The sequence below is a fragment of the Euzebya rosea genome (genome assembly GCF_003073135.1).
GTDB lineage: Bacteria > Actinomycetota > Nitriliruptoria > Euzebyales > Euzebyaceae > Euzebya > Euzebya rosea.
Map to the genome: position 1 here is coordinate 1 of NZ_PGDQ01000024.1, position 21,288 is coordinate 21,288.

Annotated in this window: 18 protein-coding genes; 9 read left to right on the forward strand and 9 right to left on the reverse strand. The window is 71.6% G+C overall.

The annotated features are described in order from the left end of the window. Window positions 1–149: 149 nt before the first annotated feature. Entirely contained in the window at window positions 150–1,082 is a 933-nt protein-coding gene (locus CUC05_RS22625) for an alpha/beta fold hydrolase (RefSeq protein ID WP_108668417.1), read from the reverse strand. Window positions 1,083–1,147: 65 nt separating this feature from the next. Here CUC05_RS22625 and CUC05_RS22630 point away from each other — a divergent pair, with 65 nt between their 5' ends. The 3 genes from CUC05_RS22630 to CUC05_RS22640 all read left to right on the forward strand — a co-directional run bounded on the left by CUC05_RS22630 (window position 1,148) and on the right by CUC05_RS22640 (window position 4,680). Beyond that, window positions 1,148–2,164, forward strand: a complete 1,017-nt coding sequence (locus tag CUC05_RS22630; protein WP_108668418.1) for a helix-turn-helix transcriptional regulator — start codon at window positions 1,148–1,150, stop codon at window positions 2,162–2,164. 46 nt (window positions 2,165–2,210) lie between these two features. Then, a complete protein-coding gene (locus CUC05_RS22635) occupies window positions 2,211–2,912 on the forward strand; it encodes a hypothetical protein (protein ID WP_108668419.1) in 702 nt (233 codons plus the stop codon). A 94-nt stretch (window positions 2,913–3,006) separates the two neighbouring features. After that, window positions 3,007–4,680, forward strand: a complete 1,674-nt coding sequence (locus tag CUC05_RS22640) for an AMP-binding protein (protein ID WP_108668420.1) — start codon at window positions 3,007–3,009, stop codon at window positions 4,678–4,680. Here the strand turns inward: CUC05_RS22640 and CUC05_RS22645 are convergent. Further along, window positions 4,677–5,060 carry a nuclear transport factor 2 family protein gene (locus CUC05_RS22645; protein ID WP_108668421.1) on the reverse strand — a complete coding sequence of 128 codons (384 nt, stop codon included), beginning with the start codon at window positions 5,058–5,060 and terminating at the stop codon, window positions 4,677–4,679. The two genes, CUC05_RS22640 and CUC05_RS22645, sit on opposite strands and share 4 nt — an antisense overlap. Continuing rightward, window positions 5,057–6,175: a trans-sulfuration enzyme family protein gene (locus tag CUC05_RS22650; protein WP_108668422.1), complete on the reverse strand. Its 1,119-nt coding sequence runs from the start codon at window positions 6,173–6,175 to the stop codon at window positions 5,057–5,059. The genes CUC05_RS22645 and CUC05_RS22650 overlap by 4 nt, the downstream gene beginning before the upstream one ends. Before the next feature lie 78 nt (window positions 6,176–6,253). On the opposite strand from CUC05_RS22650, the gene CUC05_RS22655 reads away from it, so the two are divergent. Continuing rightward, window positions 6,254–7,189, forward strand: coding sequence for a glycosyltransferase family 2 protein (locus CUC05_RS22655; RefSeq protein WP_108668423.1), 936 nt, complete (start codon window positions 6,254–6,256; stop codon window positions 7,187–7,189). A 34-nt stretch (window positions 7,190–7,223) separates the two neighbouring features. On the opposite strand, the gene CUC05_RS22660 is transcribed toward CUC05_RS22655, so the two are convergent. Further along, on the reverse strand, window positions 7,224–8,135 hold the full coding sequence (locus CUC05_RS22660; RefSeq protein WP_108668424.1) for a DUF4393 domain-containing protein: 912 nt from the start codon (window positions 8,133–8,135) through the stop codon (window positions 7,224–7,226). A 10-nt stretch (window positions 8,136–8,145) separates the two neighbouring features. Then, window positions 8,146–9,414 (reverse strand): DUF445 domain-containing protein, encoded by a 1,269-nt coding sequence (locus CUC05_RS22665; RefSeq protein ID WP_205712502.1) that lies wholly within the window; start codon window positions 9,412–9,414, stop codon window positions 8,146–8,148. Between the two features lie 134 nt (window positions 9,415–9,548). Here CUC05_RS22665 and CUC05_RS22670 point away from each other — a divergent pair, with 134 nt between their 5' ends. Then, entirely contained in the window at window positions 9,549–10,193 is a 645-nt protein-coding gene (locus CUC05_RS22670) for a class I SAM-dependent methyltransferase (protein WP_157965904.1), read from the forward strand. Window positions 10,194–10,288: 95 nt separating this feature from the next. Here the strand turns inward: CUC05_RS22670 and CUC05_RS22675 are convergent, their stop codons facing one another. Then, complete coding sequence (locus CUC05_RS22675) at window positions 10,289–10,678, reverse strand: DUF2721 domain-containing protein (RefSeq protein ID WP_108668427.1); 390 nt, start codon at window positions 10,676–10,678, stop codon at window positions 10,289–10,291. A gap of 37 nt (window positions 10,679–10,715) precedes the next feature. Further along, a complete protein-coding gene (locus CUC05_RS22680; protein ID WP_108668428.1) occupies window positions 10,716–11,663 on the reverse strand; it encodes a lysylphosphatidylglycerol synthase domain-containing protein in 948 nt (315 codons plus the stop codon). A 258-nt stretch (window positions 11,664–11,921) separates the two neighbouring features. Between CUC05_RS22680 and CUC05_RS22685 the strand changes: the two genes are divergently transcribed. The 4 genes from CUC05_RS22685 (at window position 11,922) to CUC05_RS22700 (ending at window position 19,209) form a co-directional block, all read left to right on the forward strand. Beyond that, window positions 11,922–13,001, forward strand: coding sequence for a DUF5995 family protein (locus CUC05_RS22685; protein WP_157965905.1), 1,080 nt, complete (start codon window positions 11,922–11,924; stop codon window positions 12,999–13,001). Window positions 13,002–13,040: 39 nt separating this feature from the next. Continuing rightward, window positions 13,041–13,802: a class F sortase gene (locus tag CUC05_RS22690; protein ID WP_205712503.1), complete on the forward strand. Its 762-nt coding sequence runs from the start codon at window positions 13,041–13,043 to the stop codon at window positions 13,800–13,802. A gap of 149 nt (window positions 13,803–13,951) precedes the next feature. After that, window positions 13,952–17,134: an esterase-like activity of phytase family protein gene (locus tag CUC05_RS22695; RefSeq protein WP_108668430.1), complete on the forward strand. Its 3,183-nt coding sequence runs from the start codon at window positions 13,952–13,954 to the stop codon at window positions 17,132–17,134. 59 nt (window positions 17,135–17,193) lie between these two features. After that, window positions 17,194–19,209, forward strand: coding sequence for a PhoX family protein (locus CUC05_RS22700; protein ID WP_108668431.1), 2,016 nt, complete (start codon window positions 17,194–17,196; stop codon window positions 19,207–19,209). A gap of 142 nt (window positions 19,210–19,351) precedes the next feature. On the opposite strand, the gene CUC05_RS22705 is transcribed toward CUC05_RS22700, so the two are convergent. Continuing rightward, a complete protein-coding gene (locus CUC05_RS22705; RefSeq protein ID WP_108668432.1) occupies window positions 19,352–20,665 on the reverse strand; it encodes an MFS transporter in 1,314 nt (437 codons plus the stop codon). Continuing rightward, window positions 20,662–21,246: a winged helix-turn-helix domain-containing protein gene (locus CUC05_RS22710; RefSeq protein WP_108668433.1), complete on the reverse strand. Its 585-nt coding sequence runs from the start codon at window positions 21,244–21,246 to the stop codon at window positions 20,662–20,664. The genes CUC05_RS22705 and CUC05_RS22710 overlap by 4 nt, the downstream gene beginning before the upstream one ends. Window positions 21,247–21,288: the final 42 nt, after the last annotated feature.

Genomic DNA, 21,288 nt, shown 5'->3' on the forward strand with positions numbered 1-21,288 from the left:
CGAGTGCGCGATCCCGGGGGTCTGGGGGCGGAGCCCCCGGGTGAGCATCGCGTAGGAGGCAACAACCCGTGGCGCGGAGCGCCTTTCGGGTTGGCCCGAGTGCGCGATCCCCGGGGGTCTGGGGGCGGAGCCCCCGGGGATCGTCGAGGTCACCGGCCGAGCCAGCGCAGCAATGTTCGGGTGGTCTCCTCCGGCTGTTCCTGCTGGATCCAGTGCCCGGCGTCCAGCTCGACCACCTCCACGTTCGGCACGAACGATGTCAGCGCCTCGTTGCGCCCGATCATGTCGCGGCTGCCGTAGACCATCAGGGCCGGCTGGGTGATGACCGGGTCGACGTCGGCCAGCAGGTGCCAGTTCCGGTCGAGGTTGCGGTACCAGCTGATGCTGGGCCCGAACCCGGTGGCCTCGAACGCCTCGACGAACACCGCGAGCTCGTCGTCGGTCAGGACCGGCCGACCCAGCGGTGCCTCCGCCAGGGCCAGGTTGACCATCATGTTCCCCGGTTCGGGCGCGGCGGGAGGCGGCAGGTCCGTGCGGTACAGGTTGCGCAGGAACTGCTCGACGTTGGCGTCCAGCACCGCGTCGGCCACGCCCGGCTGCCGGTTGAAGTGCACGAAGTAGAAGTCGTCGCCGAACGTCGCCTCCATCCACTCGATCCAGGGGACGTCTCCGCGCGGCTGGTAGGGCAGGCTGAGCGCGGCCACCCGGCTGATCCGCTCGGGGTGCAGCAGCGTGGTGCCCCAGGCGACGTTGGCGCCCCAGTCGTGGCCGACGAGGACCGCGTCGTCGTGGCCGTAGTGGTCCAGCAACCCCACGACGTCGCCGGAGAGGTGGGAGAGGTCGTAGTCGGTCACCTCGGGCGGGCGGGACGAGCGGCCGTAGCCACGCTGGTTGGGCACGATCACGTGGTGGCCGGCGGCGGCCAGCGGGGCGATCTGGTGGCGCCACGAGAACGCGTGCTCGGGCCAGCCGTGGAGGAGCACGACGGGTTCGCCGGCGGGGTCGCCAGCCTCGACGACCTCGAGGTCGATGCCGTTGACGTGGACGATGGTTGGGGTCGGAACGGTGTGTGTATCGATCATGGCGCCACCCTGCCCCCCGAAACCGGCCACCCTCGTGTCCGGTTTGCACGAGAATCTGGACTGCGATGAGAGTCGACCGACTGGTGGCCATCCTCCTGCTGCTGCAGCGACGGGGGCAGGTCACCGCTGCCCAGGTCGCGGAGGAGCTGGAGGTGTCGGAGCGCACGGCCCGGCGCGATCTGGAGGCCCTGCTCCTCGCCGGGGTGCCCCTCTACTCCGTGCGTGGACGGGGCGGCGGCTGGCGCCTGGTCGGTGGTGCCCGCACCGACCTCACCGGGTTCACGGCGGGTGAGGTTCGCGCCCTGTTCCTCGCCGCCGCGCAGGCCTCCGACGCCACCCCCGACGTGTCGGCGGCGTTGCGAAAGCTGGTGACCGCCCTGCCGGAACCCTTCCGGGAACAGGCCGAGGCCGCTGCGGCGTCCTTGCTGGTGGATCCCCAACGGTGGGGGCAGAGCCCGCTCGCCCATCACCCGCCCCGCTTCCTCGACGACCTGCAGGACGCGGTGATCCGTGGGGTCCAGGTGCACGTCGGCTACGTCGATCGCGAGGGCGTGGAGACGCAGCGGACGCTGCACCCGATGGGCATCGTGGCCAAGGGCCACGTCTGGTACCTGATCGCGATCACCGACGCCGGCCGGCGGACCTTCCGGATCGACCGGATCTCGGCAGTCGAACCGACCGAGGATCCCGTGGACCGCCCCGAGGGGTTCGACCTGGCGGCGAGCTGGCGCGAGGTCGCCGACGAGGTCGAACGCCGGCGCACGCCGCTGGAGGTCCGGGCGCGGTGCGTTCCCGACGGCATGGGGCTGCTGCGCATGGTCCTCGGCGACCGGCTCGAGGTGGGACGGGCCGGCGACGACGGCCGCGTCGAGGTCGTCGTCCGAGGCCACAACGAGTACGCCCTCGCCGGCGAGCTCGCCGGGTTGGTCGAGTGGTTGGAGGTGGTCGGCCCTCCGGGTGTCCGTGACCAGCTGGCCTGGATCGGTCGCGAGCTCGTCGGCCGCTACGACGACGAGGACGCGCTGCCCCGCGGGGGCGCCGAGGCGGCTCGCGCACGCCGGGTGAACCGACCCCGGCCTTGACGGGAGCACCTCCATCGGGGGACAGTCGGGATGGAGGAGGTCGTCGATGACCGTTCACACCTGTATCCGCTGTCCGCTGCGCTTCACCAACAGGGCCGAGCTCGCGGACCACATGGCACACGATCACCGCGTGCCTGGCGAGGTGCTGGAGGTGCTGGCCTACCCGGGAGCCCACGAGGCGCGCCCGCTGTATCGCCAGTTCGCGGCCGACGACGGCGTGCACCGCATCCTTCTCATCGCCAACCAGACGCTCGGGTCCGAGGCGGTCATGGCGACGATGCATGCACGCTTGCGGGCCCACGAACGCGTCAGCGTGTTCGTGGTCGTTCCTGCCACTCCGTCGGAGCACCTGGCGAGTGCGCCCGGCGCGGGTCGACCGGCGGCGGCGGAGGACGGGCTCGACGCCCGGACCGACGACGCCGGTCTGGCCCAGGCCCGTTTCCGGCTCCGTCGAGCCGTCAGCATGCTGACCGACGTGGGCATCGTGGCGCACGGGCAGATCGGCGACGCCAACCCGTTGCGTGCCGCAGCCGGCGTGATGACCACCGAACCCATCGACGAGATCGTCCTGTGCACGCTGGACCACACGCTCTCCCGGTGGCTCCGGGCCGATGTGCCGACCGCCCTGCGGCGCCAGTACGACGTGCCGGTCACCGCGATCGTGGTGGCCCCCGGCCCGCTGGACCAGGCGGAGGTCGACGTCCGGGTGCAGAACGGCCACACCGCGGCCGAGGTGGCCGGCGCCTAGCCGACGACGCCACAGGCCACCAAACGTCCGCGACCCGACCGACCGCGTTCCGAGGAGGTGGGTCGAGCTCCACCGGTGTGCTTCACTGCGACCCATGCAGCGATCACTGGGACGGTTGGGTGAGCACGCCGCCGGCGTGGTCGGCGGCGGGATGAAGTGCGCACGGATGGCCCTGACCATCGCCAGGTCGGGCATCGTGCCCGTCGGCCTGCATCGCGGCGCGCCGATCCTCCCCGCCCTGCTGCGCCACGGCACGACGATCGCGGGCCTCTACGCCGGGGCCGCCGCTGCCGTCGGTGATCGTCCCGCCATCGTCGACGACCACGGCATGCTGACCTTCGCCGAGCTGGACCACCGCGCCGCTGCGCTCGCCGCGGCGCTGTCGGCCGAGCTGGACGTGACCGCCGGGTCGACCGTCGGCCTGCTGGCCCGCAACCACGCCGGTTTCGTGGAGGCGCTGCTGGCCTGCGGCCGGATCGGTGCCCACGTCATCCTCCTCAACACAGGGATGAGTCCCGCCCAAGCGTCCGTCGTGGCCGAGCAGCAGGGCATCGAGGTCCTGATCGTCGACGCCGACCTGGTCGACAGGCTCGATGAGGTCGACGCCGACGTCCCCCGTGTCCTGTGCGGGACCGGGCCCGACGGGCACGACGGGTGGACCACCCCTGCCCTGGTCGCCGCCGGCGTCGGCCGACCCCAACCACCCAAGCCCGCCGAGCACGGCCGCACGGTCGTGATGACCTCCGGCACGACCGGTGCGCCGAAGGGGGCGCAGCGTCCCTCCTCCGGCGGTCCCGCAGCCCTGGCCGCGATCCTCTCCCGCATCCCGGTGCGGGCCGACGAGTCCACCCTCGTCCTGCCCCCGCTGTTCCACACCTGGGGGCTGGCGAACCTGCAGATCGCCGCTGCGATGCGCTCCACGGTGGTGCTCCGCCGCCGGTTCGAGCCGGCGCAGGCGCTGGCGGACCTGTCCGCCCACGGCTGCACGGTGATGGCCGCGGTGCCCGTGATGCTGCAACGCATCCTCGAGCTGGCGCCCGAGGAACGGCCCGAACGCGATCTGGTCCACCTCAGGATCGTCGCGAGCAGCGGCTCGGCCCTGCCCGGGCCGCTGGCCACGAAGTGGATGGAGGCCTTCGGGCCGACCCTCTACAACCTCTACGGCTCGACCGAGGTCAGCTGGGCCACGATCGCCACCCCCGAGGACCTTCGCGCGGCGCCCGGCACGGCCGGCAAGCCCCCGCTCGGCACGGCCCTCCGGGTGCTCGACGACGAGGGGCGCCCGGTGCCGGCGGGTGAAGTCGGGCGCATCTTCGTCGGCAACGACCTGCTGTTCGAGGGATACACCGGCGACGTCGCCGGCAAGGAGTCGATCGACGGGCTGATGGCCACCGGTGACGTCGGCTCGCTGGACGCCGAGGGACGCCTGTACGTCTCCGGCAGGGACGACGACATGATCGTCTCCGGCGGCGAGAACGTCTTCCCCAAGGAGGTCGAGGACCTGCTCGCCCACCGCGACGACATCATCGAGGCGACCGTCATCGGGGTGGACGACGAGGAGTTCGGGCAGCGCCTCGCGGCATTCGTCGTCCCCGCGGATCCCGACTCGCCGCCTGACCCCGACGAGCTCCGCGCCCACGTCAAGGCCAACCTCGCCAACTTCAGCGTCCCCCGTGACGTGACGTTCCTCGACGAGCTGCCCCGCAACCCCACCGGCAAGGTCGTCGCCCGCGACCTGCCCGGTCAGGGCGATCCCGAGGACCGTTAGTCGCCACCCCAGGGGGTCAGGTCGGCGTCGCGTTCGACCCACACACCGTCCCAGCGGCTGATCAGGCCGCCGTCCTCGGCCGCGGCGTCGAAGGTCAGCAGCGCCCGGCCGTGCTGGCCGTAGGCGTGGGCGTCCGCGCGGAACCACACCGTCCAGGACAACGCGCCCCGGTCCCCGGCGATCCAGGCGTCGTGGACCGCGGCGACCTCCCGTCGTCCGCCGTAGGCGAGGAAGTGCTGGAGGATGGCGTCCTGCCCCTCCACCGGGGGTTCGCCCGCGATGTCGACCAGCACGGCGTCGTCGGCGAACAGCTCCGCCGCGTCGTCGGGGTCGCCGGTGAACGCCGCCTCCATCGCCGCGCGCAGCTCCTCCACGGTCATCGGGTGGTGCCCCCTGCGGCGTCGAGCCCGGCGGACAGGTCGGTCCACAGGTCCTCGACGTCCTCGATCCCCACGCTCAGTCGGATCAGGCCGGGGTGGGTCGCCTCCTCACCGGGCTGGCGGTTGCGCCGCTCCATCGACGACTCGACCCCGCCGAGGCTGGTGGCGTACACGATCAGCTCGGCGGCGGCGCAGACGGTGTCGGCGGCCTCCGCGGTCGGCAGGACGAACGACAGCAGCGCGCCGTAGCCGTCCATCTGCCGGCTGGCGACCTCGTGGCCGGGGTCGCTCGGCAGGCCGGGGTAGTGGACGCGCTGCACCAGCGGGTGGTCGTCCAGCCGGCGGGCCAGCTCCAGCGCGTTGGCCTGGCCACGCTGCACGCGCACGTCGAGGGTGCGGATGCCCCGCAGGGCGAGGAAGCAGTCCATGGGGCCGGGGATGGCGCCGTGCAGGCCGCGATGGGCCCGGAGCGCCTCGACCAGCTGCTCGTTGCGGGTGACGACCGCGCCCATCAGCAGGTCGGAGTGGCCCGCGAGGAACTTGGTCACCGAGTGCACGACCACGTCGGCGCCCAGCTCCAGCGGGCGCTGCACGACCGGCGAGGCGGCGGTGGAGTCGACCACCAGCATCCCGTCCTTCGCGGCGACGCCGTCGGCCAGCGCCGCGAGGTCGGCGACGGTGATCAGCGGGTTGGTGGGGCTCTCGACCCAGGCGACGCCCCCGGTGGGCAGGGCGTCGAGGAAGGCGGCGGTGTTGGCCACGTCGACGGAGCTCGTCAGCAGTCCGGTCGTGGCGTCCAGCAGCGACCGGGTCCCGTGGTAGCCGTCGAGGGGCTGGACGAGGCCGGGCCGTCCCCTGACGGCCACCTCGACCAGCGCCGAGATCGCGGCCATGCCCGAGGCGAACACGACGGCCGTGCCGCCTTCGAGCGCGCCGATGGCGTCCTCCACCGCGTCGAAGGAGGCGTTGGTGTAGCGGCCGTACTCCGACGGGGTGGAGGCGTGGCGGACCGAGGCGAACTCGGGGGGCGCGGACAGCGGGTTGCCGGGGACGCGGTCCGGGCGTCCAGCCGACACGGCGACGGTGGCACGGCTGTGGGAGGAGGAGGTGGTCATCACCGCGCAGCGTAGGCGGCCGTGCGACCGGCCGGCCAGCGTGTGCCCTTGGCGCCGCGTCGTACCATCCGATCCGCCATGAACGAGCAGACTCCCCCCGTGACCGACCTCGACGTCACCGTTGTCCTTCCCGCCCTCAACGAGGTCGGCCACATCGGCCAGGAGGTCGACCGCATCACCGCGGCGATGAAGGAGAGCCCCTACTCCTTCGAGATCCTCGTCATCGACGACGGGTCCACCGACGGCACGGGTGACGCGGTGGAGGGTCGGCCGTTCGTCCGCCTGATGCGGTTCCCGGTCAACCGCGGCTCGGGCACGGCACGGCGGATCGGCAGCCAGGAGGCCTACGGCAAGTACGTCGTGTGGACCGACGCCGACATGACCTACCCCAACGAGCGGATCCCCGAGCTCATCGACATCCTCGAGACCGGCCGCGCCCAGCAGGTCGTCGGTGCCCGTCGCACCGAGGAGGGCACCCACAAGCTGCTGCGGGTCCCGGCGAAGTACATGATCCGTCGCCTCGCGGAGTACCTGACCGCCACGGAGATCCCCGACCTGAACTCCGGGCTGCGCGCCTTCAAGCGGGCCGACGCGCTGCCCTACCTGGGGCTGCTGCCGACCGGCTTCTCGTGCGTGACCACGATCACCCTGTCGTTCCTCTCCAACGGCCTGGTCGTGGAGTACATGCCGATCGACTACGCCCAGCGTGCCGGTCGCTCGCACTTCCACCCCATCAAGGACGCCTACCGCTACATCCTGCAGGTCGTGCGGATGGTGACGTTCTTCGAGCCGCTGCGCGTGTTCGTGCCGATGGCGCTGATGCTGCTGTTCCTCGGCGGCGCCAAGTTCCTCTACGACGTCATCGGCGGGGCGATCACCGACGGCGATCCGTTCGCCCTGTCGATCAACACCGTCCTGCTGCTGATCACCGGCCTCATCCTCTTCTCGATGGGCCTGCTCGCCGACCTGATCGTGCGCACCAGCAAGCACAGCGCCGGGCCCAGCCGGCAGTAGGCGGTCCGCGGACCGCCCGGACGACGACGCCCTGTCAGCCGATGACGGGGTCGTCGATGGTCCCGCCGCGGCCCAGCAGGCACGTGCGGGCGAAGTCGGTCCCGAACGGGGTGACCCGCAGGCTCTTGCGGACCGTCTTGGTCCGGCTGTGGCTGCGCAGCGCCGCCAGCACGTCGGGCTGCGCCTCCAGCACCTGGTAGCGGCTGTGGTCCTCGACCTGGTCGCTGGAGTGGGCGATCAGCCCGAGGCGCTGCAGGTTGTTGAGGTAGGCCGGGACGCGGTCGAGGTACCGGCAGCCGGCCTCGGCGCCGACCATGTTGAGGTCCGACGCGATCAGCTCCGACGCGCCGGGGATGGGGCTGGACGTGCGCACGTCGACGATGGCCTGCGGCCCCTCCAGCTCCATCAGCCGCAGGATCCGCGCCTCGTCGGGTGCCATCTGGTCGAGGATCCGGGCGTAGGCCGGGTGGTAGGGCTCCTCGTAGGTGACGTCGGCGGACGCCTCCAGCAGCGCCGCACCCTTGGCCTGCAGGTCCTCCGCGGACCGGTCGGCGATGGCGCGGTGCTGCTCGCGGGGCATCTGCAACCCCACGACCCGACCGGCGTCGTCGACGATGCCCAGCAGGTCGCGAGCCTGCTCGCGCAGCGCCTCGGTCGCGTCGTCCAGCAGCGACGTGGCGGTCTCGCCGGCCACGGCGGCCTTGATGACCCGGTTGCCGATCCGCATCGAGGCGCCGAGCCCCCAGCGGCCGAGGCGGGCGGTGGCCCCCACGGTGAGGCGCGCAAGGCCGACGCCGGCGGTGACGACCTTGACGGGGTCGGCCTGCAGGGGCAGCCCGTCGTCCATCCGGCGACCGGCGTCGATGGCGCGCGCCGTGGGCACGGCCGGAAGGCCCGTGTCGGTGCGGGCGCGGTCGTCGTCGGGGAACTCGTGGTCGGTGCTCATGGTGGGTGCCTCAGACCAGGGTGAAGGCGGTCTGCAGGACGCCGGCCGCGAAGCCGAGGACGGCGCCGATGAACATCAGCATCCACTCGTCCTCCTCCACCGCGGTGCGCAGCAGCTCGGCGAAGTCGTGGGGCGGAAGCGCCTTCATGCGTGCGGTCAGCAGGTCCTCCAGCTCCTTGGCCTGGCTGGCGTTGAACTCGGGATCGGACAGTGGCACCAGTGTGTAGTCCAGCGCCTCGGTCGCCATCGACTCCTTGATCGCGTCGTACTGGGCGGGACCGACGGCAAGCCGGACGGCCCGTCGCAGCGGGCCGACCGCACCGTCGATCGCCGGGCGCAGCGCCGAGGCGATCATGGCCTTGGTCCGGTCCGACCGACGGCCGGTCATGAACTCCTGCCCGATGTTCTGGAGGTTGACGACCTCCGTGGCGATCAGCTTGGCGTACTGCCGCGACACCTCGGGCTGCCGGCGCATGAACAGGCCGTGCAGGGTGACCGGGCCGACCTTCTTCGGGACGATCGGCAGGAAGATCTGCTTGATGGCGATGAAGTTGGTGAGGTAGCCGACGATGATCCCGGCGATCGGCAGCACCCACCACTGCTGCAGGGCGCTGAAGACGAAGATCGAGGGGATGCCCAGCGCGAAGCCGTAGTAGGCCCCCGCGTTGATGACGAACTTCAGCTCCTTCTCGCCGACCTCCAGGAAGATGGCGTTGGCCAGCTCCGGGTGGGCCTCGATGTGTCGGATGACCATGAGCTTGATGTCGAGGATCTGGTCGATGTTGGCGCCGATCTCCTCGGTCACCCGATGCACGATGGCCGGCAGCTGTGCCTGGACCCGCTCGTGGACCATCTCCCTGACCGCGGACGGGGCGTCCCGCCACAGCCGCCCGTACTCCCGCTCGATCAGCCGCTCGACCAGCTCGCGGATGTCGTCGCGCGAGGTGGTGAGGATGTGCTCGGCGATGCGTTCGGGGTTGAGCTTCTCGTAGAACTCACCCGGCGAGCCCAGCTTGGAGACGCCCGTGTCGACCGCGATCGAGCCCATCTTGGCGGCACGGGACGGGATGACGCCCTGCCAGCCGACCTGGCCGGTCAGGACCCCCGGGATGGACTGCAGCTTGCGGGGCAGCAGGCGGCCGAGCGGGGCGATTCCCGGGATGGTGAACCCGACGAACTGCACCGGGTAGAACAACATCTTGATGCCCACGTAGTTCGTGACGTAGCCGATGATCCCCGAGATCAGGGGGATGCTCAGCAGCTTGATGTCGAAGGGCACGGCTCGCTCAGGGGGCGCAGGGGACCAGGGTTGGAGGATCGTACGCGACGGGCTGGTCGCCGGACCGATCGGGACGGTCGGGGCTGCCCTGCCGGCCAGCCGTGGGGCTGTCGACCGTCGCGTACCGTTGTGGGGTGAGCACCAGCACCCCCGCGCCCGAGACGCCCGACATCGTCATCGGCAACCACCACAACAAGTACGGCGGCGGCAACCCGCTGATCCAGTACCTCACCACGCGTTTCCTCGCGGCGCTCGACGAGCTGCTCGACGGCGTGGCCGCGGAGGGCCCGATCACCCGTGTGCTGGAGGTCGGCTGCGGCGAGGGCGAGATCGCCGACCGCCTGCGTGCCCGCTTCCCCGAGGCGACGGTGACCGCGCTGGACCTGCCCGACGCCGGGCTGCGCCAGGACTGGCAGGGCCGTGACCACCAGGTCGGGTTCCTCCACGGCGACGCGCACGGCCTGCCGTTCGCCGACAACACCTTCGACCTGGTCCTGGCGGTGGAGGTGTGCGAGCACCTGACCGACCCCGACGCCGGGTTGAAGGAGATGGCCCGCGTGTCCGGCCGACACCTGGTCCTCAGCGTCCCGCGCGAGCCACTGTTCCGCATGGGCAACTTCTTCACCGGTCGCCACGTCAAGGACTTCGGCAACACCCCCGGGCACCTCAACCACTGGGGTTCGCCCGGCTTCCTGCGCTTCGTGTCGCAGGTCGGTGCCGTGGCCGACATCCGCCAGCCCCTCCCCTGGACGGCCCTGCGCGCCCGCGTCGACGCCTGATCCCCCCGGATCGCCCGATCCCCGGCTGACACGCCGGATCGTGCCGGTGACCACGTCTGGGTGGGTTGGGCCCCGATCGCGCCGGTGACCACCGCTCAGGTCGTGCGGTCCCTGAACGCCTGGATCTCGACCTCGATGGCGTGGGTGGACCGCTGGACCTCCAGCAGCGAGAAGACCAGCGACGCGACGAGCAGGCCGAGGCTCAGGCCGAACGCCCACCGGCCAGCGGTCTGGTGGCCGAGGAAGAGCACCAGCATCGAGACGGCGCAGAGGATGAAGCTGGCGACCCCGAGGCTCTGCATCCACTTGATGATGCGCAGCCGGCCGCCGAGGTTGTCGATCTGCCGACTGATCAGCTCCGACGGCTGGTCCGACAGCCCCGCGAGCTGCCGGATGACGTTGGTCAGCACCACGAACCGGTTGGTGTAGGCCAGCAGCAGCAGCGAGATGGCGGGGAACAACAGGGCCGGGGTGGTCAGGTCCATGGCCCCCGATGGTCTCGTGGCCACACCCGTCCGCAGGTCAGGAGCTGCGGTCGGTCGCCGATCGACGCCCGACCCAGGCCGCCGCCAGCGCCCATGCGCCGTCGGCCAGCGTCAGCACCAGCCGGCTGAGCAGCACGACCGTCAGCGCCGTGCTCGCCGCGGTGACAGTGTCCAGCGCCGCGACCAGCACGACCTCCCGGGCGCCCGCACCTGCTGGGGCGATCAGGAACACGAAGCCGGCCGACCACGCCGCGGCGAACGCGCCGATGGCGACCAGGGCGGGCAGCGGTCCCGGCGCGGAGAACTCGAACGCGTCGATCAGCCAGTGCACGTGCAGGCCGTACAGCACCCACATCACCAACGCCCACCCGACCGCGATGGCCATGTCCCGCCCGTCGGGCCGGGCGGGGAGCGGGGTGCGCCTGGCCCTGGTCAGCAGCCAGTCGATGACCGTCGTCAGCGGGCCGGGCAGCAGCAGCACCAGGACCACCAGCCCCAGCGGGGCGGTCCAGCCCGGCAGCTGCCCGGTCACCGCCATCGTCGGGACGCCCAGGGCGACACCGGTGATCAGGTGGACCCACATGAACAGGGTCTGGCCGGCGACGGCGCTGCGGCGCGGGACGCCGTGGTCGCGTCCGAGCTCGGCCTGGGCCAGCACCGGCCACAGGCTGCCGGGAAGGTACTTGCCGATCTGGGCGAGGAAGAACACCCGGACGGCGGCGCGGAGGGGCAGGGAGGACCCGAGGCCGTGCAGCATCCGGCGCCACACGAGCCCGCTGACCCCGACCCCCAGCAGCCCGGCCACGACCGACGCGGTCAGCGGCACCGGGTCGGTCAGGGCGAGCTGGTCCCCGATCTCCTCGCGGCGGGCCACCACGGCGACCACGAACGCGGCGACCACCCCGATGAGGTAGACGACCCGCACGACACCACGCCACCCGCCGGGTCGGCGGGCGGTGGGGGACGGCTCGGGGGCATCGGACACGGCTGCCTACTGTGGCAGACCCGCCTCCGGCGGCACGCATCCGGACGCTGCCTCACATCCGACGGTGGGCTGCCGACAGGGAGAGGGTGTCCGGTCGGTCCGGGCCCCCGTCCATACGCGGCGATGACTAGTCCGGGCAGCCACACAGGATGGCCCGTTCTCGTCATTGAACGCTGTGTGACTGACCCGTCACTGTGTACGCAGACGGGGAATACGGCGAGTGAGGAGTACGTGATGCGGCGTAGCCAACGGGTGGCCATGGCACTGGTGGTGGCGCTGATGCTGCCACTGATCCCCGGCGCCGCGCAGGCTGCCACCCCGCCCCTCCTCAACTGGGGTGAGCTGGTGCCCGGCTTCACGCCCGGCATCAACACGTCCAGCGCCAACGAGTGCACGAGCGGCAGCCACCGGTGCGTCGAGTCGGTCATCCGCAAGATGAACCGTGACCTGCGCAAGCTGGCCCGGACCTGCGACCACAACGCGATCTTCCAGCTCGGGTACACGCGGACGACCGAGGCCTACTACGAGTCCTCCCGGATCCCGGGCTTCTACGAGGACGTCCCGTGGATGCACCACTACGACGCGGTGTTCGCCAGCTACTACACCCAGCCGCAGCAGGACTGGAAGAACGGCAACGTCAGCGATGTGGCCCCGGCCTGGCGCGAGGCGTTCTCCGCCGCGGACGGCCAGGAGCTGCCGGCGGTCGCCAACTTCCTGATGGGCATGAACGCCCACATCAACCGTGACCTGCCGTTCGTGCTCGCCGACATCGGCCTGACCGACGAGGACGGCAACTCCCGCAAGCCCGACCACGAGCGGGTCAACGAGTTCCTCAACAACGTCGGCGACGACATGAGCCCCGAGATCGTCGCCCGCTTCGACCCCTCCTTCGACACCAGCTCCAGCGACGACCTCCTGACCGGCTTCACCGTCCAGCAGGTGATCCAGGAGTGGCGCGAGCGGGCGTGGAACAACGCCACCCTGATGGCCTACGGCGACCCGGTGACCGCCCAGCTGGTCCGCCAGGGCATCGAACGCGGGTCGGCGCTGCTGGCCGCGATGATCCGCAGTGGCATGGCCTACGACGACGACGCCGACCGGGACGCCCGCAACGCCCACTGCGCCGTGCACGGGCAGGACTACGACGGCTTCGACGGCACCTACTTCGACGACGACGAGTTCAGCGTCGCGATGCTGGAGATGGCCGAACCCGACGCCCCCGACGTCCTCGGGATCAGCACGCTCCCGCTGCCCCAGCTGAGCCTGTCCGCCCTCCGGCTGCTCGGCATCAACGTCAGCGTCGACATCCGCTACGGGGTCTCGGTCACCCTGCGCTGACCCGGCGCCGCCATCCCCGGGAGGAGTAGCGTGGCCGCCGTGGCCGACACGGCGGGCCCCGTCCCGACCCGATCCGGTCGCATCCGCCTGGCGGGTGCGACCGCGTTGCTGGCCGCCGGCGTGATGAGCATCGCCGCGGGGGTGCTGGGTGCCGAACCGCCGCGGGCTGCCGGACCGGGTGCGGCGGTCGGCCCGGGTGGGGCGGTCGGCTCGCACGACACCACCCGGGTCGACGTCACGCCCGTGCTTCCCCTCGACCCGTTCGGGCTGGACGGCTGGATCCCTGCCAGCGGCTCGGCGACGGACGACGCCCGCCTGGCCCGTCCCACCCCCGACTGGGGACCACCGATCGACGACGGTCAGGTGGCCGACCCCGTGGGCATCCGCATCCCCTCCATCGGCGTCGACGCGCCGGTCGTGCCGCTCGGGGTCGACGAGGCGGGTGCGCTGGAGGTCCCCGTCGACTTCGCCGACACGGGTTGGTGGCAGGGCGGCCCGGAACCCGGAGAGCGGGGACCGGCGGTCGTCGTCGGCCACGTCGACTCCGTCGAGGGGCCGGCGGTGTTCTTCGACCTCGGACAGGTGCAGCGCGGCGACCGCATCATCATCGATCGCGCCGACGGCACCTCGGCGGTGTTCGCGGTCCGCAGCTCCATGGCCCCCAGCAAGGACCGCTTCCCGACCACGGCGGTCTACGGACCGACCACGCGTCCCGAGCTGCGGCTGATCACCTGCCACGGCGACCTCGTCGACGGCAGCTACGACCACAACCTGATCATCTTCGCCGACTTCATGGCGTGATCGGGTGACGCGCGAGTTCACCCACTGATCGGCGCGCGTTCATCCACCGCTATCCGGCGTTCTCCTCGGACGGGCTATGAACCGGAGACCGCGGGCAGGCGTGTCTGCCCCCATGTCGTCACACCCCCCGATCAGAAGGCCGTGCCCAGATGCCAATCCGACTCCGAATCCTCGCGATCCTCGCGATCGCCGCGCTGGGGCTCTCCGTACTCCCCGGTGCGGTGGCCACCGCGCAGGGGGACGCCGACCTCGACGGCGGCTCCCCGGTCGCCGACGCGATCTCCCTCAGCCAGTACGCCTACCCCGACGGTGCCGCCGACGTCGCCCTTGCCCGTGACGACGAGTCCGCCGACGCGCTGTCCTCCGGCTTCGCGCAGGGCGTCATCGACGGCCCGCTGCTGCTGACCGCCACCGGCTCGCTGGACGCCGACACCGAGGCCGAGATCGAGCGCCTCGGCGCCACGACCGTGCACGTCTTCGGTGGCGTGAGCGCGGTGTCGCAGACCGTCGAGGACGCGCTGACCGGCAAGGGCCTGACCGTCGTCCGCTACGCGGGCGCGACCCGGCTGGAGACGGCGCTGGACACCTGGACCGAGCTCGGCGGTTCTGCCACGACCGCCGTGCTGGCCCGCGCCTTCGGGGTCGAGGGCAACCCCACCGCACAGTTCGCCGACTCCATCGCCGGTGGCGCCCTGGCCGCCGCGCTGGGCCACCCCGTGCTGCTGACGGAGACCGACGTGCTGTCGGACTCCACCAAGGCGGCCCTCGAGGCCAGCCCGATCGACACCGTCCTCGTGCTGGGTGGGACCGCCGCCATCAGCGATGCGACCGTCGCCGAGCTCCGCGGACTGGGCATCACCGTGACCCGCCTGGAGGGGCCCGAACGGACCACCACCGCCACGGCGATCGCCGGCCACGTCGCCGACGCGCCGGACACCGACGTCTCGACGGTCGTCCTCGTCGACGCCTTCGAGCCGTTCGGCTGGGCCAGCGGGTTCGCAGCGGCGGGCGCTGCCGCCGACGGTGACACCGTCGTCCTGCTCGTCAACGGCGACATGGTCCCCGATGCCACCCGGGCCTGGCTGGACGCCAACCCCGACGTCAGCGTCGTCTGCGGCCCCAACGTCTCCGACACCGCCTGCGCGACGGCCGGTCGAGACGGGAGCTACTTCACCCACATCGCCACCTTCGACGTGACCGACAACGGCAACGTCTCCGCGGAGATCATCGACCACTGGGCCGGCGGCGACATGCTGGTCTACACCGACTCCCCCAGCGAGTCGCTGGGCATGATCGACATCGCCTCCCCCTCGGCACCCACCGCAGGCGGGACCATCGACCTGGGCGGCGAGCCGACCAGCGTCGCCGTCCTCGGTGACCTGGCGCTCGTCGGCGTCAACACCAGCCCCGACTTCGTCAACCCCTCCGGCGAGCTGCGGGTCATCGACCTGACCGACGGCAGCACGGTGGCCACGATCGACCTGGGTGGCCAGCCCGACTCCGTCGCGGTCTCCCCCGACGGGACCCACGCCGCGATCGCCATCGAGAACGAACGCGACGAGGACCTGGACGACGGGCTGATCCCGCAGGCCCCCGGCGGCAAGCTCGTCGTGGTCGACACCAGCGACGACGACCCTGCCGCCTGGACCGCCACCGACGTCGCCCTGACCGGCCTCGCCGAGATCGCCCCCGGTGACCCCGAGGTCGAGTACGTCGACATCAACGACGACAACGTCGCGGCCGTCTCGCTGCAGGAGAACAACCACTTCGCGATCGTCGACCTGGCGACCGGCACGGTCACCCACGACTTCTCCATGGGCGACGTCACGCTCGACGACGTCGACGCCACGGAGGAGGAGATCGGGCCGCAGGGCAACGGTGACCTCCAGCCGACCGAGACCATCACCCGTCGCCGCGAGGCCGACGCCGTCAGCTGGATCGACGGCGACTCCTTCGCCTCGGCCAACGAAGGCGACTACGAGGACGCCGACGGGGTCGAGGGCGGCAGCCGCAGCTGGACGATCTTCAACGTCGACGGGACCGTGGAGTACGAGGCCGGCAACAGCCTCGAGCACCAGCTGATGGCCGCCGGCCACTATCCCGAGGCACGATCGGCCAACAAGGGCGTCGAGCCGGAGGGCGCCGAGACCGGCACCTACGGCGACACCACCCACGTGTTCATCGGTGCCGAGCGGGCCAACGCCGTCGGCGTCTACACCGTCTCCGACGGCGGGGCCGTCACCCCGGTGCAGACCCTCCCCACGGGCATCGGCCCGGAGGGCCTGAAGGCCATCCCGAGCGAGGGGCTGTTCGTCGTCGCCGCCGAGACCAACCTGGCCGCGGACGAGGAGGACCCGGGCCTGCCCACCTCCATCGTCACCATCTACCGCCACGGCGCGACCGCGCCGGCCTACCCGATGCTGGTCAGCGCAGACGCGGCGGTCCCCACCCCGTGGACGGCCATGTCCGGTCTCGCCGGGTCCGCCGAAGGCGACATCCTCCACGGCGTCAGCGACTCCATCCTCGGCGTCGGCTACATCCACCCGATCGACGTCTCCGGCGACACCGGTGTGGTGACGGGTCGCATCGAGGTCACGGGTGCATCCTTCGGCCTCGACCTCGAGGGCATCGCGGTCGCCCCCGAGGGTGGCTTCTGGCTGGCGTCGGAGGGCCGCTACACCGACGACGGGGAGGACCGTCCCAACGCCCTCGTCCTGGTCGACGCCACCGGTGCGGTCCAGGCCGAGTACGCCCTGCCGGCCGCGTTGGTCGAGCACGCCACCTCCAGCGGCTTCGAGGGTGTCGCGATCGGCACCGACGAGTCCGGCTCCACGGAGTACGTCTACGCCGTGGTGCAGCGCGAATGGGCCGACGACGCCGCCAACACCGTCAAGATCGCCCGCCTCGACCCGACCGACGGGACCTGGGCGTTCGCGGCCTACGAGAAGGCCGAACCCGAGTCCGCCAACGGTGGCTGGGTCGGCCTGTCGGAGATCACCGCGCTGTCCGATGGCACTTTCGCCATCGTCGAACGGGACAACCAGCTGGGCGACTTCGCCGCCATCAAGCGGGTGACCACCGTCGACCTGTCTGCCGCGACCTTCGTCGCGTACGGCGAGGCGCTGCAGCCGGTCACCGTGACCCCGGCGCTGGACCTGCTCGACGAGCTCGAGGCCGCGTCGATCGTGACGCCCGACAAGCTCGAGGGGCTCGGCATCACCGGCAACGGCCACGTGTGGATCGCCACCGACAACGACGGCCTCGACGACGCCATCGGCCAGACCATCTTCCTCGACCTGGGCACCGAGGACACCGTCTTCGGCCAGGGCTGACCCGCTCCACACCCGCCACGCACGTCCACCCACACCATCCAGGAGACACGAGCAACGCCATGACGCACTCCCCCCGCCGCCAGGCCCTGCCGCTGTTCGGCAGCTGGCACTCCGGCACCTTCAGCAAGTGCACCAGCAAGTGCAACGACGAGTGCCACACCGCGCCGTCCAACCCGCGCGCCGGTGCGATCGACGACTTCGGTGCGGTGGCCTCCCGCATGATCTCGCGCCGCAACATCCTCAAGGGTGGTGCGCTGGCCGGCATGGTCCTGGCGACCGCCAGCCTCGACGGGCTCGCGACCGAGCGGGTCGCGATGGCGCAGGACGGTGCCCAGATCGGCTTCACGCCCATCTCGGCGTCCACCGCCGACAGCGTCGTCGTGCCCGAGGGCTACAGCTGGAACACCTTCCTGCGCTGGGGCGACCCGATCGTGAAGGGCACCCCCGGCCTGGACACCGGCTACACCAACCTCACCGTGGAGCAGCAGGAGGGGGCGTTCGGCTACAACAACGACTACGTCGCCTTCCTGCCCGCCACCCGCGGGGGGACCGAGTCCGACGAGGGTCTGCTGTGGGTCAACCACGAGTACACCCAGGGCGAGCTGATGTTCGCCTCCTACGACCCGGAGAACCCGACCGAGGCCCAGGTCAACATCGAGATCGCCGCACACGGAGGCTCGGTCGTCGAGGTCTACCGCGAGGGCGGGGCCACGTACTACCGCCGAGGTGGGGCGCTGAACCGTCGCATCACCGGTACCACCCCGATGGCCGTCGTCGGACCGGCCGCCGGCCACACCAAGCTGCGGACCAACGCCGACCCGTCGGGCACCGCCGTCCTTGGCACGTTCAACAACTGCGCCGGCGGCAAGACCCCGTGGGGCACGATCCTCACGGCGGAGGAGAACTTCAACCAGTACTTCGGCCTGCCCGAGGGCGCCGAGGCGCCGGCCGATGGCGACGCCGTCCGTGGCGACCACGAACGCTACGGCGTCGCCTACGAGGCCTCGGGTCGCAAGTGGGAGCGGTTCGTCGACCGCTTCGACCTGTCCAAGGAGCCCAACGAGCCGTACCGACACGGCTGGATCGTCGAGGTCGACCCCTACGACCCCGACTTCGTGCCGCGGAAGCACACCGCCCTCGGTCGCTTCAAGCACGAGGGCGCCGAGACCGCCATCGCCCCCGACGGCCGCCTGGTCGCCTACCTCGGTGACGACGAGCGGTTCGACTACCTCTACAAGTACGTGTCCAACGGCACCTACTCCCCCGACAACACGTTGGAGGAGAACATGGCCCTGCTGGACGACGGCATCCTGTACGTGGCGACCTTCGCCGACGACCAGACCGGCCAGTGGATCCCGCTGGTCCACGGACAGCACGGGCTGACCGCGGAGAACGGCTTCGCCGACCAGGGCGACGTGCTGATCCGGGCACGGTTCGCGGGCGACACCGTCGGGGCGACCCCGATGGACCGTCCCGAGGACGTCACCCCGGACCCCAACCGTCCGGGCTACGCCTACGTCGCCTGCACCAACAACACCCGGCGAAACGAGGAGACCGGCGTCAACGCCGCCAACCCCCGGCTGGACAACCGCTGGGGCCACGTCATCGAGCTCGTCGAGACCGATGACGACTTCGGCGCGACCACGTTCAGGTGGGACTTCCTGCTGCTCTGCGGTGACCCCGAGGACGACTCGACCTTCTTCGGCGGGTACGACAAGTCGCAGGTCTCACCCATCTCGGCGCCGGACAACCTGGCCTTCACCCACTCGGGTGACCTGCTGGTCGCCACCGACGGACAGCCGGGCGGCCTGGAGCTGAACGACGCGTTCCACTGGGTCCCGCTGAGCGGCGCCGAGCGCGGTCACGTCCAGCAGTTCCTGTCGGTGCCCGTTGGCGCCGAGGCCTGTGGTCCCGAGTTCACGCCGGACGGCCGGACGCTGTTCTGCGCGGTCCAGCACCCCGGCGACGGCGGCACGCTGGCCGAGCCCATCTCCACCTTCCCCGACGCGGGCCGGGGTGCCCGCCCGGCGATGATCTCGATCTGGAAGACCGGCGGCGGCGTCGTCGGCAGCTGACCGGTTCGTGTGCCGGTCGGGGCCGCCTCCATGGTGTGGGGGCGGCCCTCGCCGTTCGCCCCCCGACCCCCGGCGGTGTGTCGGCTCACCGGCAGCTGGCACGGGCCAGGGCACGAGCACCCGATGTGCGTGGGCTCAACCCTCAGGAGTGCTGGTGAGACGACAGGGGCGGGGTGGAGGGGGGCGCGTCGTCGGCGGGGTCGGGGGGCGTTCGGGTGAGGAGGTACAGGGGGCCGGCGGCGGCGATGACCGCGGCACCGGTCAGCGTCGCGGTGGTCAGCGTGGTCGCATCGGCCAGCGCGCCCAGGGCGATCCCGCCGACGAGGCCCCCGAAGCTGGAGGTGAGGGAGTTGACGCTGATCAACGTGGCCCGGTTCGCCGACCCCGTGATGGCACGATGCAGCAGCCCCTGGTGCACGGGGTTGGCGGCGCCGTGCATGGTCATGGTGACGACGTAGCCGACGACCACCAGGGCCGCGGTGCCGCCGGTGCCGATGACCACGACCCCGCCGCCCAGCGCCGCCAGCAGCAACGGTCCGGCGTGGCGCGGACCCAGCCGTCGGGTGACGAGCGGCACCAGCGCCGCACCTCCCGCCGCAGCCGCCCAGCCAGCCGCGTTGGACGGGCCCAGGTACACCGCGGCGGCGTCGGCGTCGCCGAGCACCTGCTCGAGGCGGGCCGGGGTGAACGTCTCGAACGCGATCATGCCGAAGGTCCACAGCGCCTCGACCGCGAACAGCGCCCGCAGTGACCGGGACGCCCTCGCTGCGGCGCCGGCCGTCCTGATCACCCGGGGCACGCCGCGGAGGGCCCCGCCGAGGTCGAGCGGCACGCCATGGCGTTCGGGTTCGTCCATCAGCCGGTGGATGGCCACCAGGTCGATCACCCGGAGCGCCACCGCGACCACCACCGGCCCGAGCAGCGGATCGAGTCCGGGGAACGGCGCGGTCGCGACCAGCACGGAGGACCCGACGGCGCCGACGGCGATCGCCAACCCCAGGACCACCCCGGCGGTGGACAGGCCGCGTTCGAGGTCGGCGTCGGGATCGACTGCCTGCGACCGGTCGACGAACCACGCGTCCAGCGGACCGGACTCCAGCGCCCGGTAGATGCCCTCCAGCACCCAGAAGGCCAGCAGCAACGGCAGCGTGTCGGCGACGAGGAACAGCAGCCCGGCGACCAGCTCGATCGCCGAGGCAACGACCAGGACGCGTCGCCGGCCGATCGCGTCGGCCAGCCCGCCGGTCGGCAGCTCCAGCGCCATCACGGCGATGCCCTGCCCCGCGACGACCAGCCCGATCTGCCCCAGCGACAGCCCGCGGTCCAGCATGACCAGCACGAACACGGGGATGACAAGCCCCGTCGGCAGCCACCGGGTCGCCCGGAGGACCAGGTAGCGGCGGCGGACATCCGTGGCCGCCGCCATGCCCGACGGGTGCCCCTGGGACGTGCTCACAGCGACACCTCACGAGCGGGGAAGCCGTCGACGAGCACCAGGACCTGCTGCACCTCGCCGTCCGCGGCCGGCCCCTCGGTGCGGTACCGCTCGACGACGGCCTCGAGGTCGGCGTTCATCGCGGCGAGCTGCGCGGGCGTCAGCTCCAGCAGGTGGTCGCTGGTGGTGCTGGCCCGCACCCACTCCTCCGACCACGTGTGGCGGGCGGCCAGCCACTCCTCGCGCCATCGGGTCGTCGCCCGCAGGTGGTGGGCCATCAGCCAGTCGACGGCGGCCCGGTCGTCGGGGTCGTCGAAGAAGTCCGCCTCGCTGAAGGTGGTCATCTGGTGGGACGGTGCCCACCAGCGTTCCCGTGCGGTCCCCATGTCCTGCACCTCGTGCACCAGCCCCACGTCGGCGAGCTCACGGAGGTGGTAGCTGCTGGCCCCGGTGTTGGTGCCCAAGCGGCGGGCCAGCTTCGCGGAGGTGGACGGCCCGTCGGCACGAAGCGCGGCCAGTAGCCGGCTGCGCATGGGATGGGCGAGGCAGTGCAGCTTCTCGCGGTCCAGCTGGACCCACGACGGGTGACGGGAGTCGGTCATGCGCGCCACGATACGCCTGTGCACAGAAACTGTGCAAAGAAA